This is a genomic window from Streptomyces sp. NPDC111507 (assembly GCF_055638955.1).
In genome coordinates this window covers 107,331-122,810 of the sequence record NZ_JBVKBU010000017.1, presented here as the reverse complement: position 1 = coordinate 122,810, position 15,480 = coordinate 107,331, and the positions used below count along the sequence as shown (strand labels likewise).

Annotated in this window: 13 protein-coding genes; 5 read left to right on the top strand and 8 right to left on the bottom strand. The window is 71.1% G+C overall.

Features of this window, described 5'->3' with window-relative positions; all coding sequences use genetic code 11:
• Window positions 1-59: 59 nt before the first annotated feature.
• Together ACZ7M2_RS42650 and ACZ7M2_RS42645 are read right to left on the bottom strand one after the other, a co-directional pair.
• Window positions 60-1,148, bottom strand: coding sequence for a branched-chain amino acid aminotransferase (locus tag ACZ7M2_RS42650; protein ID WP_471599909.1), 1,089 nt, complete (start codon window positions 1,146-1,148; stop codon window positions 60-62).
• A 265-nt stretch (window positions 1,149-1,413) separates the two neighbouring features.
• Window positions 1,414-2,457 (bottom strand): 3-isopropylmalate dehydrogenase, encoded by a 1,044-nt coding sequence (locus tag ACZ7M2_RS42645; protein ID WP_054234560.1) that lies wholly within the window; start codon window positions 2,455-2,457, stop codon window positions 1,414-1,416.
• Window positions 2,458-2,599: 142 nt separating this feature from the next.
• Between ACZ7M2_RS42645 and ACZ7M2_RS42640 the strand changes: the two genes are divergently transcribed.
• Window positions 2,600-4,168, top strand: coding sequence for a purple acid phosphatase family protein (locus tag ACZ7M2_RS42640; RefSeq protein WP_471599908.1), 1,569 nt, complete (start codon window positions 2,600-2,602; stop codon window positions 4,166-4,168).
• Between the two features lie 57 nt (window positions 4,169-4,225).
• Here ACZ7M2_RS42640 and ACZ7M2_RS42635 read toward each other — a convergent pair whose 3' ends face one another.
• Together ACZ7M2_RS42635 and ACZ7M2_RS42630 are read right to left on the bottom strand one after the other, a co-directional pair.
• On the bottom strand, window positions 4,226-4,354 hold the full coding sequence (locus ACZ7M2_RS42635; protein ID WP_352049372.1) for a hypothetical protein: 129 nt from the start codon (window positions 4,352-4,354) through the stop codon (window positions 4,226-4,228).
• Window positions 4,355-4,556: 202 nt separating this feature from the next.
• Window positions 4,557-5,261, bottom strand: coding sequence for an MFS transporter (locus ACZ7M2_RS42630; RefSeq protein ID WP_471599907.1), 705 nt, complete (start codon window positions 5,259-5,261; stop codon window positions 4,557-4,559).
• 66 nt (window positions 5,262-5,327) lie between these two features.
• Between ACZ7M2_RS42630 and ACZ7M2_RS42625 the strand changes: the two genes are divergently transcribed.
• Window positions 5,328-7,262, top strand: coding sequence for a glycoside hydrolase family 97 protein (locus tag ACZ7M2_RS42625; RefSeq protein WP_471599906.1), 1,935 nt, complete (start codon window positions 5,328-5,330; stop codon window positions 7,260-7,262).
• 156 nt (window positions 7,263-7,418) lie between these two features.
• Window positions 7,419-7,625 carry a DUF5988 family protein gene (locus ACZ7M2_RS42620; RefSeq protein ID WP_054234564.1) on the top strand — a complete coding sequence of 69 codons (207 nt, stop codon included), beginning with the start codon at window positions 7,419-7,421 and terminating at the stop codon, window positions 7,623-7,625.
• Window positions 7,626-7,656: 31 nt separating this feature from the next.
• Here the strand turns inward: ACZ7M2_RS42620 and ACZ7M2_RS42615 are convergent, their stop codons facing one another.
• The 3 genes from ACZ7M2_RS42615 to ACZ7M2_RS42605 form a co-directional block, all read right to left on the bottom strand.
• Entirely contained in the window at window positions 7,657-8,520 is an 864-nt protein-coding gene (locus ACZ7M2_RS42615; protein WP_471599905.1) for an alpha/beta fold hydrolase, read from the bottom strand.
• Window positions 8,521-8,631: 111 nt separating this feature from the next.
• The gene (gene pruA, locus ACZ7M2_RS42610; RefSeq protein ID WP_471599904.1) at window positions 8,632-10,263 is read right to left on the bottom strand and encodes an L-glutamate gamma-semialdehyde dehydrogenase; all 1,632 of its coding nucleotides are present in this window, start codon (window positions 10,261-10,263) and stop codon (window positions 8,632-8,634) included.
• A gap of 49 nt (window positions 10,264-10,312) precedes the next feature.
• The gene (locus tag ACZ7M2_RS42605; RefSeq protein WP_470054060.1) at window positions 10,313-11,239 is read right to left on the bottom strand and encodes a proline dehydrogenase family protein; all 927 of its coding nucleotides are present in this window, start codon (window positions 11,237-11,239) and stop codon (window positions 10,313-10,315) included.
• A gap of 163 nt (window positions 11,240-11,402) precedes the next feature.
• On the opposite strand from ACZ7M2_RS42605, the gene ACZ7M2_RS42600 reads away from it, so the two are divergent.
• Together ACZ7M2_RS42600 and ACZ7M2_RS42595 are read left to right on the top strand one after the other, a co-directional pair.
• Window positions 11,403-12,686 (top strand): PucR family transcriptional regulator, encoded by a 1,284-nt coding sequence (locus tag ACZ7M2_RS42600; protein ID WP_471599903.1) that lies wholly within the window; start codon window positions 11,403-11,405, stop codon window positions 12,684-12,686.
• Window positions 12,687-12,817: 131 nt separating this feature from the next.
• Complete coding sequence (locus ACZ7M2_RS42595) at window positions 12,818-14,026, top strand: winged helix-turn-helix domain-containing protein (RefSeq protein WP_471599902.1); 1,209 nt, start codon at window positions 12,818-12,820, stop codon at window positions 14,024-14,026.
• On the opposite strand, the gene pdxR is transcribed toward ACZ7M2_RS42595, so the two are convergent.
• Window positions 14,023-15,456, bottom strand: coding sequence for a MocR-like pyridoxine biosynthesis transcription factor PdxR (gene pdxR / locus ACZ7M2_RS42590; protein WP_471599901.1), 1,434 nt, complete (start codon window positions 15,454-15,456; stop codon window positions 14,023-14,025). The two genes, ACZ7M2_RS42595 and pdxR, sit on opposite strands and share 4 nt — an antisense overlap.
• Between the last annotated feature and the right edge of the window lie 24 nt (window positions 15,457-15,480).

The window sequence follows — 15,480 nt, the reverse complement described above, 5'->3', positions numbered from 1 at the left end:
GAGGCGCGGATTGCCGTGGACCGACGGGCGCGCGGGTCGCGAGGGTCGCGGGGGTCGTCCTAGCCCAGCGGGTGCATCCAGCCGTGCTTGTCCTCGCTAATGCCGCGCTGGATGTCGAGGAGCGCCTCGCGCAGCTTCAGGGTGACCCCGCCGGGCTCGCCTCCGGACTGCTGCCACTCGCCGCCGGCGCGCTTGATCGTGCCGACGGGGGTGATGACGGCGGCGGTGCCGCAGGCGAAGACCTCCGTCAGGGTGCCGTTCTCCGTGTCACGCTGCCACTGGTCGATGGAGACGCGGCCCTCCTCGGAGGTGTAGCCGAGGTCGCGGGCGACAGTGAGGAGGGAGTCGCGGGTGACGCCCTCCAGGATGGAGCCGGTCAGGGACGGGGTGATGATCTTGTCGCCGTACACGAAGTACAGGTTCATGCCGCCGAGTTCCTCGACCCACTTGTGCTCGACCGCGTCGAGGTAGCAGACCTGGGCGCAGCCCTTGGCGGCGGCCTCGGCCTGGGCGAGGAGAGAGGCGGCGTAGTTGCCGCCGGTCTTGGCGTCGCCCATGCCGCCGGGCACGGCGCGGACGTGGTCCTCGGAGACCCAGATGGAGACGGGCTTGACGCCGCCCGGGAAGTAGGCGCCCGCCGGGGAGGCGATGACCAGGAAGAGGTACTCGTTGGCGGGCTTCACACCCAGGCCGACCTCGGTCGCGATCATGAACGGGCGCAGGTAGAGGGACTCCTCGCCGCCGTGCGCCGGGACCCAGTCGCGGTCCTGCTGGACCAGCACGTCACAGGCCTCGATGAACGTCTCCACGGGCAGCTCCGGCATGCCGAGCCGGCGGGCGGAGGCCTGGAAGCGCCGGGCGTTCTTGTCCGGGCGGAAGGTGGCGACGGAACCGTCGGGCTGGCGGTAGGCCTTGAGCCCCTCGAAGATCTCCTGCGCGTAGTGCAGGGTCATGTTCGCGGGGTCGAGGGAGAGCGGGCCGTACGGGACGAGCTGGCCGTCGTGCCAGCCGCGGCCCTCGGTCCACTTGATCGTCACCATGTGGTCGGTGAAGTGGCGGCCGAACCCGGGGTTGGCGAGGATCGCCTCGCGGTCCGCCGCGAAGCGGGGCTGCGAAGAGGGCTTGAGCTCGATCGTGGGCGTCGTCATGTGGTTGTCCTTCACCGGTTGTGTGTGACGGGCCGCGCTCACGCCAGTACTGCCAGTGGCCAGTACTAGGACGTCCGAGCATTCCCTCATTCCCGCGGCTCCGCGTTCGATTATCGCGCGCGCGAAGCCGTGGACGAAACGGGGTGAAGACGGCCCAGGGGTTGCCCAGGGGTTGTTGATGGTGACACCCGGCGAGGGCATAGGAAAAGCCGCCGGGTGCGGATGCGACCCGGCGGCTCCTACGAGACGTAAGTGGCGCGGCGGGTCAGCCGGCTACTCGTACGGCGAGCGCGTCGCCGATTTCCTCGGTGCTGCGGGCGGGCTTGCCCACGCGCTCGGCGAGGTCGGCCGAGACGGCGTCCTCGATGCGGGCGGCCTCGGCCTCGTAGCCGAGGTGGCGCAGCAGGAGGGCGACGGACAGGACGGTGGCGCTGGGGTCGGCCTTGCCCTGGCCCGCGATGTCGGGCGCCGAGCCGTGCACGGGCTCGAACATCGAGGGGAATTCACCGGAGGGGTTGATGTTCCCGCTCGCGGCGACGCCGATGCCGCCGGAGACGGCCGCGGCGAGGTCGGTGATGATGTCGCCGAAGAGGTTGTCGGTGACGATCACGTCGAAACGCGCGGGGTCCGTGACGAGGTAGATCGTCGCGGCGTCCACGTGGATGTAGTCCGTGGTGACCTCGGGGAACTCCTCGGCCACCTTGTTAAAGACGTTCGTCCAGAGGTGACCCGCGAAGGTCAGCACGTTGTTCTTGTGGACCAGCGTCAGCTTCTTGCGCGGGCGGGCCTGGGCGCGGGCGAAGGCGTCACGGACGACACGCTCGACACCGAAGGCCGTGTTGACGGAGACCTCGGTGGCGACCTCGTGCTCGGTGCCCTTGCGGATCGTGCCGCCGTTGCCCGTGTACGGGCCCTCGGTGCCCTCGCGGACCACGACGAAGTCGATCTCCGGCTGGCCGGCCAGCGGGGTGGCGACACCCGGAAGAAGCTTCGACGGACGCAGGTTGACGTGGTGGTCGAAGGCGAAGCGGAGCTTGAGCAGGAAGCCGCGCTCCAGGACGCCGGACGGGACCGAGGGGTCACCGATCGCGCCGAGCAGGATCGCGTCGTGCTGCTTGAGGGCGTCGAGGTCGGCCTCGGTGAGGGTCTCACCAGTGGCGTGGTAGCGCTTGGCCCCGAAGTCGAACTCCTTGGTCTCCAGCTTCACATCCTGCGGAAGGACGGCGGAGAGCACCTTCAGCCCCTGGGCCACGACCTCCTGGCCGATGCCGTCACCGGGGATCACTGCGAGATTGATGCTGCGAGACATGAAGGCACCGTACTCCGTGTCCCATGGAATGACACGAGGTGTCCGCCATCCGGACTTCCTCGGGGTGTCGCGAACCGTTTCGTCGACGTGCGTTCACCCGTACGTATGGCGGGCGTTGGGACATGCTGGGAAGTTCACCAGCATGGACATTCCCGACTTCGGCATTCCGCAGCAGCTCGCGAGCCGGATGAGCATGGCGGAGCAGTACGAGTACCTGCGTACGAAGCTCACGCGGCGCCGCGCCCTGGTGTCGGCGGGTGCGTTCGCGAGCGGCGGGCTGCTGGCCGGCTGCTCGTCCCCGTCGGGGACGGTGACGCGCGGCTCCACCCCGAGCACGAGCGTCACCGGGCAGGTGCACGGTTCCGCCGTCACGCCGTTCGGCCGCCACCTCGCCTTCGGCGCCGACCCGAAGACCCAGATGCGGGTCTCCTGGCAGGTGCCGCTCGCGGTCCGGAGGCCGTATCTGCGGGTGGGCACGCATCCCGGACAGCTGAGCCGGAAGGTCGGGGCCGAGGTCCGCGCGCTGCACACGCCGGGGGTCGCGGGCGTACGACTGGCGCTGGACCAGTACTACGTGCACGCGGCCCTGGACGGTCTGCGGCCCGGCACGACGTACTACTACGGCGTCGGCCACGACGGCTTCGACCCGGCCTCACCGGCGCACAGATCGACCGTCGGCTCCTTCCGCACGGCGCCCGCGAACCCGGAGAAGTTCGTGTTCACCGCCTTCGGCGACCAGGGCGTCAGCTCGGCCGCGCTCGCCAACGACAAGGTGCTGCTGCGCCAGAAGCCCGCCTTCCACCTCCACGCGGGTGACATCTGCTACGCGGACGGGACCGGGCGCGGCAAGAAGTCGGACGGGTTCGACCCCGGGTACTGGGACCTGTTCCTCAAGCAGACCGAGCCGGTGGCGAAGTCGGTGCCGTGGATGGTGACGACCGGCAACCACGACATGGAGGCCTGGTACTCGCCGGACGGCTACGGCGGCCAGGCGGCCCGCTTCTCCCTCCCGGACAGCGGCTTCGACCCGCGGACGGCACCGGGCGTCTACTCCTTCACGTACGGCAACGTCGGCGTCGTGGCACTGGACGCGAACGACGTGTCGTACGAGATTCCCGCCAACCAGGGCTACACGGGCGGGAAGCAGACGAAGTGGCTGGACAGGAAGCTGGGCGAGCTGCGCGCCTCGGCGGCGGTGGACTTCATCGTGGTCTTCTTCCACCACTGCGCCTATTCGACCTCCGCGCACGCCTCCGACGGCGGGGTGCGCGCGGCGTGGCTGCCGCTGTTCGCCAAGCACCAGGTGGACCTGGTGATCAACGGGCACAACCACGTGTACGAACGGACGGACGCCGTCAAGAAGGGTGCGGTGGGCCGTGCGGTGCCGGTGGGCGGCTCTACGGATCCGACGCGGGACGGGATCGTCTACGTCACCGCGGGCGGCGGCGGCAAGGATCTGTACGGCTTCCCGTCGGGCGTGAAGGACAGCTACGAAGGGCACGTCGCCCGCCATGAGTCCGTGAGCAGCTTCCACTGGACCAAGTCGCAGGACCAGCAGCGGGAGACGGTGGAGTGGTCCCGGGTGCGGTACGCCGGCTTCTCCTTCCTCTCGGTGGAGGCGGAGGCGGGCACGGCGCCCCGGCTCAAGGTGTCGGCGCTCGCGGAGAGCGGCAGGCGCATCGACCACTTCGAGGTGCGACGCGGGGCGTGAACCCCGCGCCGCACCCCGTGCGGGTGCGGCTCCCCGTAGAGGGGTGGTGCGGGCGGGTCAGTGACCCGTCTCGCCGCCGTTGTCCCTGCGGTCGAGGGCGCGTTGGAGCGCGGCGGCCGCGTTCCTGCGGTCGGACTCGCTCGTACGGGACACGTGGCGGACTCGGCGGACGGTCGTCTCGGCCATGATGAATCGACTCCTTGCCTCCGGAAAGCGTCCCGCGAGGGACCACCGGAAGTGCGATGAGGGATACGAGACGCCGGGGGCGGGGAGCGGTGCCGCAGGGGTTGCCTGCCAGGGGCTCCAGCTCACGACCGCCATTCGCTGGGTCTAGCGAGACGTTCGGCTCCTACAAAACTAAGCGAGGAAGGGGCATCTGTCTCCACAGTTACTCGGACTTCCTACTATCTGAGACGGTGGATTGGGTCACACGGCTCTGAGCTGGGACAACAGTGCGCGCGGCATCGCCCGCCGCCGGGTGCAGCCGCAGGGCGCCCGCCGTCGGAACGAGACACAGCACGCCGAGCACCACGAACGCGACGGCATACGCCGAGCGCGTCCCGTCCGTCAGCGCCGCGCCCCCACGAAGCGCGACGGCGGTGACGGCCACGCCCAGCCCCGCGGCCAGTTGGTGGGAGGTCGCGAAGAGGGCGTTGGCGTCGCGCAGCCGCTCCGGCGGGGTCTCGCTGAAGGCGATGGTCGCGTAGCCGCTGAGGCCGACCGAACGGGCGACACCGGAGAGCACCGCGACGACCGCGATCACCGCGACCGACGTCCCCCGCGTGAACAGCGCGCAGGCCGCGGTGGTGACCGCGAGCCCGAGCGAGGAGACGATCAGCAGCGGACGGAAGCCGAAGCGGTTGATCAGATACGTCGTCGCGGGCTTGACCCCGATGTTCCCGACGAAGACGAACAGCACCACCTCGCCCGGCTCGGCCTGCGCCGCGACGTCCTGGCGACCGCCCCCACCTTCGGCGCGGCCTGCTTCTTCGTCCTGCGCACCGACGCCCTGGCGCTCGTCCCGGCGGAGATCAGATACGTCGTCGAAAATTGGTCCTATCTCTGATGCGGTCAGACGCCTTGACAGGCCCATTGCGCACCTTCACTCTCACAATCATCGGATGACTACAGGAGATGGCTGCGAGAAGGAGGGTTCCTGATGTCGGTCCAGTTACGGGCCCGCACCATCGTGTTGACGCTCTGTTCCACCCTGCTCGCCACGGCGGTGGCGGCGCTCCCCGCCCGCGCCGAGGAGACGGCGCGGGCCGCCTGGGAGGTGAAGGGGCCGCACGGCTCCCCGACGGCGGTCGTCGCGCTCGATCGGACCGACGGACATCCCACGCTCGCCGTGAGACGCGAGGGCAGACCGGTCCTGGAGCCCTCCCCCCTCGGCCTGGTCACCGAACAGACCGACTTCTCCCGGGGGTTGACCCTCACCGGACGCTCCCAGCGCACGATCACCGAGCACTACACGAGCCCGACCGGCAAGTCCCGCGACCGTGTCGCCCGCATGACCGAGGCCCGCTTCCGCTTCCGCACCGCCGACGGCGCCCGGCTCGACCTGGTGACACGGGTCGCCCGCGACGGCGTCGCCTACCGCTACGTCCTGCCGCGAAGCCACGGCAACGTACTGCGCGAGGCCTCCGCCTTCACCCTCCCCACCGGCGCGAACGCCCTCCTCGGCGGCTACCGCGCCGACAACGAGCTCCGCTTCACCCGCTACGACTCCGCGGCGGCGGTGCCGGCGGGCGCGTACATGATGCAGGGCCTGTTCAGGACGGACGGGGGCAACGGCGCCGCCGCCGACGGCGACTACGCCCTGATCGCCGAATCGGACGTCAACGGCACCTACGCGGGGGCCCACCTGACGCACACCGCGGATTCGTCGACGTACGGGCTGAGTCTCTGGAACGACGAGCCGATCCTGACGACCGGCCCGCTCACCACCCCCTGGCGCGCGATCGTCACCGGTGATCTCGCGACGGTCACCCAGTCGACCTTCGTCGACGACCTCGCCCCGGCGTCCCGGGTCCGCGACACCTCCTGGATCAAGCCGGGCCCGGCGCTGTGGACCTGGCTGGCGGGCGGCAAGGAGGCGGGGCAGAGCCTGGCCGCGCAGGAGAAGTACGTGGACTACGCGGCCGAGCGCGGTTGGCCGTACGAAGTGGTGGACGCGGGCTGGTACTTCAAGACCGACGCCTGGGACGTGATCGATCCCCAGTGGCAGACGGACAGCTGGATGCCGGAGCTGGTGCGCTACGCGGCGACCAAGGGCGTGGGCATCCACGTCTGGCTGCACTACAGCCTGCTGACCGATCCCGTCGAGCGCGAGAAGTGGCTTTCCACGCTGGCGCGCTGGGGCGTCAAGGGCGTGAAGATCGACTTCATGGACTCGGAGTCCCAGGAGCGGATGCGCTGGTACGACGACGTGCTGGAGTCCACGGCCCGCCACCACCTCATGGTGAACTTCCACGGCTCGACGATCCCCAAGGGCATCCAGCGCACCTGGCCGCAGGTCATGTCGATGGAGGGGGTCGGCGGCGAGGAGAAGCGCAACAACACGGCGGAGCAGCTGGCCTCGCTCCCCTTCACCCGCAATGTCATCGGCTCCATGGACTTCACCCCGGGCGCCTTCCATCGCCCGTACCGCCCGAACGTCGCCTCGGACGCCGGTGAGCTGGGCCTGAGCGTCCTGTACGAGTCCGGGATCCAGAACCTGTCCGGCACCCCGGAGTCCTACGACGCACGGCCCGAGGCCCGCCGCTATCTGGAGCAGCTTCCCGCCCGCTGGGAGGAGACCCGGCTGCTGACCGGCGATCCGGGCCGCTCGGCGGTCCTCGCCCGGCGCGCCGCCGACGGCCGGTGGTTCATCGGCGGCACGTTCACGGGCGCGGCCCGCACGGTCGACGTACCGCTGCGGCTGGACGCGGGCCGCTGGCTGGTGGAGACCCTGACGGACGGTCCGTCGGGCCTGGTGCGCGAGACGCACGTCGTCCGGGGCGACAGCACGCTGACCGTACCCGTCGTGGCGGACGGCGGCTTCGCGGCCCTCGCCTGTCGCGCCCACCAAGGCCGTACGACCTGCGAGAACTGACCCACCGAAGCCACCCACCGCTCCCCTGGCCCCGAACGGGGTCGGGGGAGCCGTTCGTGCACGGCGACCGCCGACGGCTGAGCGGCGGATCGCCCACACGACTGATCCTCCGCGCGGCATGCGACATCGGGCTCCGGCAGGGGGAACGGTGACGTCATGAGCGACACGACCAAAGCACTGCTCGAGGGCGGCCCGGACGATCTGCCCGAGCGGATCGTCCCGGTCCCGCCCCCTGGAACGGACGTGAAGATCGAGTTGCGCGGTGGATACGAACACTTCAGGGCGACCCCACGGCAGGCGGACACGCCGGAGGGCAGGCTGCCCGTGTACGAGTGGTGGGAGCGGACGGAGTTCGCCGGGTAACGCCACCTGCGCCGCGGCGAGGGACGGCGGCTCACCGCAACGCCGCCGTCACCGCCTCCCGAAAGCCCCTCGGGTCCTCGACCCACGGCAGGTGCCCGGCCTCCGGCAGGATCACCCGGCGCACCCGGGGCAGCGCCCTCTCCAGCGAGTCGACCGCCGAGCGCGGCCGGATGTCGAGCGCCCCGTCGACGACGACCACGGGCAGGTCGAGCTCCTGGCAGGCGGCGTACAGCTCCGGGGTGCCCCAGGTCCTTCTCCGCTCGGCGTTGAAGGCCTTGTTGCACGCGGTGTTGATGGCGAACCAGCGCTCGGCCATCCGCCCGGCATGCTCCAGGTCCCGCTCGCGGTCCACGAACTCGGCGGACCACTGCAGCACCGCACGCTCCCGTTCCTCCGCCTCGGAACGCACCGGACGGTCCGTCAACTCACGCCAGCGGGCCAGGCGTTCGGGGCGCTCACCGAGCCGGGCGACGAGGTTCGCCTTGAAGCCGTCGAACCAGTCGGAGTCGGGTCCGATCCCCGTACCGCTCACGTAGACCAGCGCGTTCACCCGTTCGGGATGGGCCAGCGCATGGCTCAGCACCAGCTGCGCGCCCCACGAATGGCCGAGCAGCGTCATCCGCTCCAGCCCGAAGTGCCGCCGTACGGCCTCCAGGTCCGCGACGAACCGCTCGCTCGTCCAGGGCCCGGCGCACGACCCCGACCGTCCGCAACCGCGCTGGTCCCAGCGGTGGACGGCGGCCCGGTCCGTCAGTGATCCGGCCACGTCCTCGAACATGTCCCACAGGCCAGGACCGCCGTGGCACAGCACGAGCGGGGGACCTTCACCCGACCGCTGCGCCCACAGACGTACTCCGTCGTCGGTCTCGACCATCTCACTCCGCGTCCGGGCCATGGAGAAATTCTGCCCGCAGACGGCCGGACACGGAGACGGGCCGGACATGGAGACGGGCCGGGAAGCCTGCTCGGGGGGTCGGGCTTCCCGGCCCGGGTTCGGAAGGGCTGATCAGCCCATGTGCGGGTACGTGTAGTCGGTCGGCGGGACCAGGGTCTCCTTGATGGCGCGGGTCAGCGTCCAGCGCATCAGGTTCTGCGGGGCGCCCGCCTTGTCGTTGGTGCCGGAGGCACGGCCGCCGCCGAAGGGCTGCTGGCCGACGACGGCGCCGGTCGACTTGTCGTTGATGTAGAAGTTGCCCGCGGCGTAGCGGAGCTTCTCCATCGTGTACGCGGCCGCCGCGCGGTCGCCGGAGATGACCGCGCCGGTGAGCGCGTAGTCGGACGCCGACTCCATCTGGGTCAGCATCTCGTCGTACTTGTCGTCCTCGTAGACGTGGACGGCGAGGAAGGGGCCGAAGTACTCGGTCGTGAAGACCTCGTTCTCCGGGTCCGAGCACTCGACGACGGTCGGGCGCACGAAGTAGCCGACGGAGTCGTCGTACGTGCCGCCCGCGACGATCGTGCAGGTCGGGTCGGCCTTCGCGCGGTCGATGGCCGCCTTGTTCTTGGCGAACGAGCGCTCGTCGATGACCGCGCCGATGAAGTTCGACAGGTCGGTGACGTCACCCATGGTCAGGTAGTCAACCTCGGCCGCGAACTCCTCCTTGAAACCGGAGTTCCAGATGGAGGCCGGGACGTAGGCGCGGGAGCTCGCCGAGCACTTCTGGCCCTGGTACTCGAAGGAACCACGGGTCAGCGCGGTCTTGAGGACCGCGCGGTCCGCCGACGGGTGGGCGACGACGAAGTCCTTGCCGCCGGTCTCGCCGACCAGACGCGGGTAGGAGCGGTACTTCTCGATGTTGTTGCCGACCGTCTTCCACAGGTACTGGAAGGTCTTGGTCGAGCCGGTGAAGTGGATGCCGGCGAGGTCGCGGTGCTCCAGGGCGACCTTGGATACCTCGATGCCGTCACCGGTGACGAGGTTGATGACGCCCTTGGGCAGGCCCGCCTCCTCCAGGAGCTGCATCAGCAGCACGGCGGCGTGGGTCTGCGTCGGGGACGGCTTCCACACGACGACGTTGCCCATGAGCGCCGGAGCGGTGGGCAGGTTGCCCGCGATCGCCGTGAAGTTGAAGGGCGTGATCGCGTAGACGAAGCCCTCCAGCGGACGGTGGTCCATGCGGTTCCACACGCCCGGGGAGTTCGCCGGCGGCTGCTCGGCGAGGATCTGGCGGGCGTAGTGGACGTTGAAGCGCCAGAAGTCGACGAGCTCGCAGGGGGTGTCGATCTCGGCCTGCTGGGCGGTCTTCGACTGGCCGAGCATGGTGGAGGCGGCCAGCGTCTCGCGCCAGGGGCCGGCCAGCAGCTCGGCGGCGCGCAGGATGATCGCGGCGCGGTCGTCGAAGGACATCGCGCGCCAGGCGGGCGCGGCGGCGAGGGCCGCGTCGATGGCGTCCTGCGCGTCCTGCTGGGTGGCGTGCGCGCCGGTGCCGATGACGGCCTTGTGGTTGTGCGGCTGCACGACCTCGAAGCGCTCACCGCCGCCGAGCCGCTTCTCGCCGCCGATGGTCATCGCCAGCTCGATCGGGTTCTCCGCCAGCTCCTTGAGCTTGGCCTCCAGGCGGGCGCGTTCGGGCGAACCGGGGGCGTAGCCGTGCACCGGCTCGTTGACGGGGGTGGGGACCTGGGTCACAGCGTCCATGATTTCCGTAACTCCTTTATGAGCGGGTGGTTCGGGCTCGGCCCGTGGATCAGCCCTTGGTGAGGATCGAGCGTGCGAAGAAGAGGAGGTTGGCCGGCTTCTCGGCCAGGCGGCGCATGAAGTAGCCGTACCAGTCGGTGCCGTACGCGGTGTACACCCGCATGCGGTGGCCCTCGGCGGCGAGCCGCAGGTGCTCCTCGCCACGGATGCCGTACAGCATCTGGAACTCGTACTCGTCCAGCTTGCGCCCGGCCTTGCGCGCCAGCTCCTGCGCGATGGAGATGAGGCGCGGGTCGTGGGACCCGATCATCGGGTACCCCTCGCCCTCCATCAGGACGCGCAGGACACGGACGTACGCCTTGTCGGTCTCGGCCTTGTCCTGGTAAGCGACCTCGGCGGGCTCCTTGTAGGCGCCCTTCACCAGGCGGACGCGGCTGCCGCTCGCGGCGAGGCGGCGGGCGTCGGCCTCGGTGCGGTACAGGTAGGCCTGGATGACGCAGCCGGTCTGCGGGAAGTCCTTCCGCAGCTCCTCGTGGATGGCGAACATCGAGTCGAGGGTGGTGTGGTCCTCGGCGTCCAGGGTGACGGTGGTGCCGATGGCGGCGGCGGCCTCGACGACGGGGCGCACGTTGGCGAGGGCCAGCTCGTGGCCGCCCTCCAGGGCCTGCCCGAACATCGACAGTTTGATCGACATCTCGGCCTTGGTGCCGAGGTCCAGCTCCTTCAGGTGCTCGATGAGCTCCAGGTACGCGTCCCGGGCGGCGAAGGCCTGCTCACGGGTGGTGATGTCCTCGCCGACGACGTCGAGGGTGACTTCCAGACCCTTGGCGACGGCGTCCCGGACGACCGGAACGACCTGGTCGACGCTCTCACCGGCGATGAAACGGGCGACCACCTGCTTGGTGCCGGGGGCCGCCGACACGAAGCGGCGCATCCGGTCGCTGCGCGACGCGGCGAGAATCACGGGACCCAGCACGGGGCACCTCCACAACAAGGTGAGCAGAAGGCCGTATCCCGACCATTCGGGTACGGCACGGAGAACCACCGTGAAACCTAAGGATCCCTCCGATCCTGAGCCATCGACAGCTGTCACGCATCCGTGCCCTGGATCTCAGACAGATGTATGAAGGGCTGCGGAATTGCGGGAGAATGCCCGGGTGAGCGACGAACACAGGGATCACAGAGAGCCCCGGGATCACCGGGAGCACCGAGATCACCGTGGCGACCACGGCGGCTATCAGGAGCTGGTCGACGAGATCTCGGCGCTCCTCGGCGTGCCCGCGACGCTGGAGAACCGGGACTTCGAGCTGATCGCCTTCGGCGCCTACGACAGCGAGGGCGAGCTCGACCCGTCGGCCCTGGACCCCGTGCGGACCCGCTCGATCCTCACCCGTCGCTCCACGGCGGCGGTCCGCACCTGGTTCGAGGGCTTCGGCATCACGCGCGCGACGGCCCCCGTGCACATCCCGCCCACCCCGGAGGCGGGCGTGTACCGGGGCCGGATCTGTCTGCCGGTACGCCATCGGGGTGTCGTCCTCGGCTATGTCTGGCTGCTGGAGGACGACCCCGGCCCGTCCGAGGCGCAGCTCTCCGCGGCGATGGAGGTCGCCGCCCGCATCGGCGACCTGCTCGCGGACGAGGCACAGGCGGGCGCGGACCTCACCCGCGAGCTGCGGGCGGTCCTCACCGCCGAGCGCGGCTGGCAGCGGGACATGGCGGTCGCCGAGCTGCGCACCGCCCTCGGCCCGCGCGGCGACGGCCTGCACGCGGTGGTGTGCGTCGCCCCCTGGCCCTCCGCCGACCCGGACGACGCCCCTTCGGTCCGTACGGTGCCGGGCGCGACCGCGCTGTGCACGGTGCCGTGGGGGGCCACCGGCCAGAGCCTGGCCCTTCTCGTACGGCTGCGCTCGGCGGACGTACTGACTCCGGCGCTCACGGCGGCGACCCGCTTCGTACGGGAGGCGGCCGGGGAGCGCGGGGGTGGACAGGGAACGGCGAAGGGTGCCGGGACGACCGTGGCCGCCGGAGTCGCCGGGGCCCGGGTGGGCCTCGCCGAGCTGGGGGCGGCCTGGCAGGAGGCGTCCGCCGCCGCCCGCGCGGTCCTCGCGGAGCCCCGCCTCGGCCCGGTCGCCGAGTGGGCCTCCATCGGCCCGTTCCGTCTCCTCACGGCCCTGCCCCCGGAGGCGGCCCACGACCCGGCCGTCCGCACCCTCCTCTCCCCCGCGCACCGCGAACTCGCCCGCACCGCCGAGGTGTTCCTCGACTGCGCGGGTCAGGCAGGGCGCACGGCGGCGGAGTTGGGCATCCACCGGCAGACCCTCTACTACCGCCTGTCCCGCGTCGAGCAGCTGACCGGCCTCGACCTGGACGACGGCGAGGACCGCCTGCTGCTGCACATGGCGTTGAAGGGGGCGCGACTGTAATGCCCGCGCGCGGCGGCCAGCCGTAGGGTGTGCCGTCGAAACGCTCGCCGCGGGCTCAGGCAGCGGCCCACTGAGCAGGAATTCGGGGACCCGGAATGCCCACGCCTCAGCAGTAGTTGACCATCAGTCAGGTGGAGGCGCGTCGGCTCGCGCTGTCGCGGCAGTGGCTCGGCGGGGTGCGTCCGTCGGGGGACGGGGAGGGGCTGCGGGCCGTGCTGCGGTCGTTGCGCTATCTGCAGTTGGACCCCATCAGCGTCGTGGCGCCGAGTCATGAGCTCGTGGTGTGGAGCCGCCTCGGGGCGGGGGCCGGTTCGCCTCTCGGCGCGTTGTGGTGGGAGGAGCGGTGGCTGTTCGAGTACTGGGCGCACTCCGCGGCCCTGGTGCTCACCGAGGACTATCCGATCCACCGGGTGTCGATGGACGGCTACCCCCCGAAGAACCTGTCGTTGACCAAGGTCTGGATGGAGGCCAACGAGGGGCTCCTGGAGCACATCCTCGCCCGGCTCGCCGAAGGCACCCCGCTGCCCACCGACGCCTTCGAGGACCGCTCGGTCATGGAGTGGCCCTCCAGCGGCTGGACCGCGGGCCGCAACGTCGAGCGGATGCTGACGTTCCTGTGGCTCCAGGGCCGGATCATGGTCGCGGGGCGCGAGGCGGGCCGGCGTCTGTGGGGCCTCCCGGACGCCTGTCTGCCGCCCGGCACCGACCGGGTCGCGGTGTCGGCGCGGGAGAGGGTGACCACGGCCGCGGAGCACACCCTGCGCGCCCTCGGCGTCGCCCGTCCGCTGGACATCAAGCAGTACTTCCTTCGGGGCAAGTACGACGGCCTGGCCGAGGTGCTGCGTACGCTCACGAAGGAGGGTCGCGTCATACCCGTACGGGTGGAGGGGGCGGCCTCGGCCACCGAGACGTGGTACGTGCACGTCGACGCCATGGCCGAGCTGGAGGCGATCCGCGCCGGTGACTGGCACGGGCGCACCGCGCTGCTCTCCCCCTTCGACAACCTCGTGAGCGACCGGCGCCTGACCGAACGGCTGTGGGGCTTCGCCTTCCGCAACGAGATGTACGTGCCCAGGGCGAAACGGGAGTACGGCTACTACCTGCTGCCGATCCTGCACGAGGACCGTCTGGTCGGCCGTATCTCGCCCCGCCGCGACCGGAACCGGGGCACCCTGCTGGTCGAGGGCCTCTATCTGGAGCCCGATGTCAGACCGACGGTGGCCCTGCGCAAGGCCGTCACCGGGCAACTCGCCGACCTGGCGGCCCTCGTGGGAGCCACCGACGTCGAGTACGGCGAGACGGTACCCGAGCCCTGGCGCGCGGCCCTGCGCCGGCCCTAGGACAGGTCCTCGGTTCCAGGACGGCCGACGAGCAGGTCGCCGATCGCCGCGATGCCCTCCGTGATCGCGCGTTCACCCACGTCACCGAAGCCCAGGACGAGTTGGGGCGGCGCCGTCGCCCGGTCCGCGCGACAGGCGCTCATCCCGTACAGGCCGACGGACCGTGCGCGCGCCCCGTCGATGACGGCCCGTTCGGCGGCCGCGTCCGTGCCGGGCAGGTGCGCGACGGCGTGGAACCCGGCCGCGAGACCCGTCAGCCGGACCTCCGGGGCGTGTGCGGCGAGGGCCGTGACCAGGGCCGTACGCCGGGTCGCGTAGGTCGTGCGCATGCGCCGCAGATGGCGGTCGTAGCGGCCGGACTCGACGAGGCGGGCGAGGGCGAGCTGGTCGAGGGTCGGGGAGCCGCGGTCGGTGCGCAGTTTGGCCGCCGTGATCGGGGCGGCGAGCGCGGGCGGGCAGAGCAGCCAGCCGATGCGCAGCGCCGGGGCGAGGGACTTGCTGACGGTGCCGATGGAGACGACCCGGTCGGCGGCCAGTCCGTGCAGGGCTCCGACGGGTTCACGGTCGTAGCGGAACTCCGCGTCGTAGTCGTCCTCGACGACGTACGCGTCCCGCCGCGTCGCCCACTCGATCAGCGCGAGCCGGCGTTCGGGCGCGAGGACGACGCCGGTGGGCCACTGGTGGGCGGGGGTGACGACGACGGCCCGTGCCCCGGTCGCCGCCAGCGCCCGTGCGTCGATGCCCTGCTCGTCGACCGGGACGGGCACCGCCGTCAGACCCGCCGCGGCCGCGGCTGCCGTCACCGTGGCGGGGGCGCCCGGGTCCTCGTAGGCCACGACACGCACCCCCGCCCCGGCCAGGCTCTCCAGGGTGAGGGCGAGGCCCTGCGCGTAGCCGGAGCAGACGACGATCCGTTCGGGGTCGGCCGCGGCGGCACGTACCCGGCGCAGATATCCGGCGACGACCTCGCGCAGCACGCAACTCCCGCGAGGGTCCCCGTAGTCGAGGTCCGCGGTCGGCAGGGTGCGGCCCGCCTCGCGCAGCGCCCAGAGCCAGTCGGAGAGCGGGAAGCCGGTCAGGTCCGGCACGCCGTGCCGGAAGTCGGCGACCAGCCGCTCGGGCGCGCTCCGGTGCGGCGCGGGCGCGGGCGGTACGTGGGCGCACGCCGCGACCCGGGTGGCCGAGCCGACGCGTGTCACGAGGTAGCCCTCGGACTGGAGCTGGGCGTAGCAGTCCTGGACGAGGCCCCTCGACAGCCCCATCTCGCGGGCGAGTTCACGCGAGGAGGGCAGCCGCTCGCCGGCGCCGAGGCGGCCCGTGCGGATCGCGTCCCGCAGCTGCCGTTCGAGCTGGGCGCGCAGCTGCTCGCCGCTCTCCCGGTCGACGCGCAGGAGCAGTTCGGGTGACAGACCGGCCCACTGCAACGGCATGGAATTGGAGCTTACCGGGGGTCC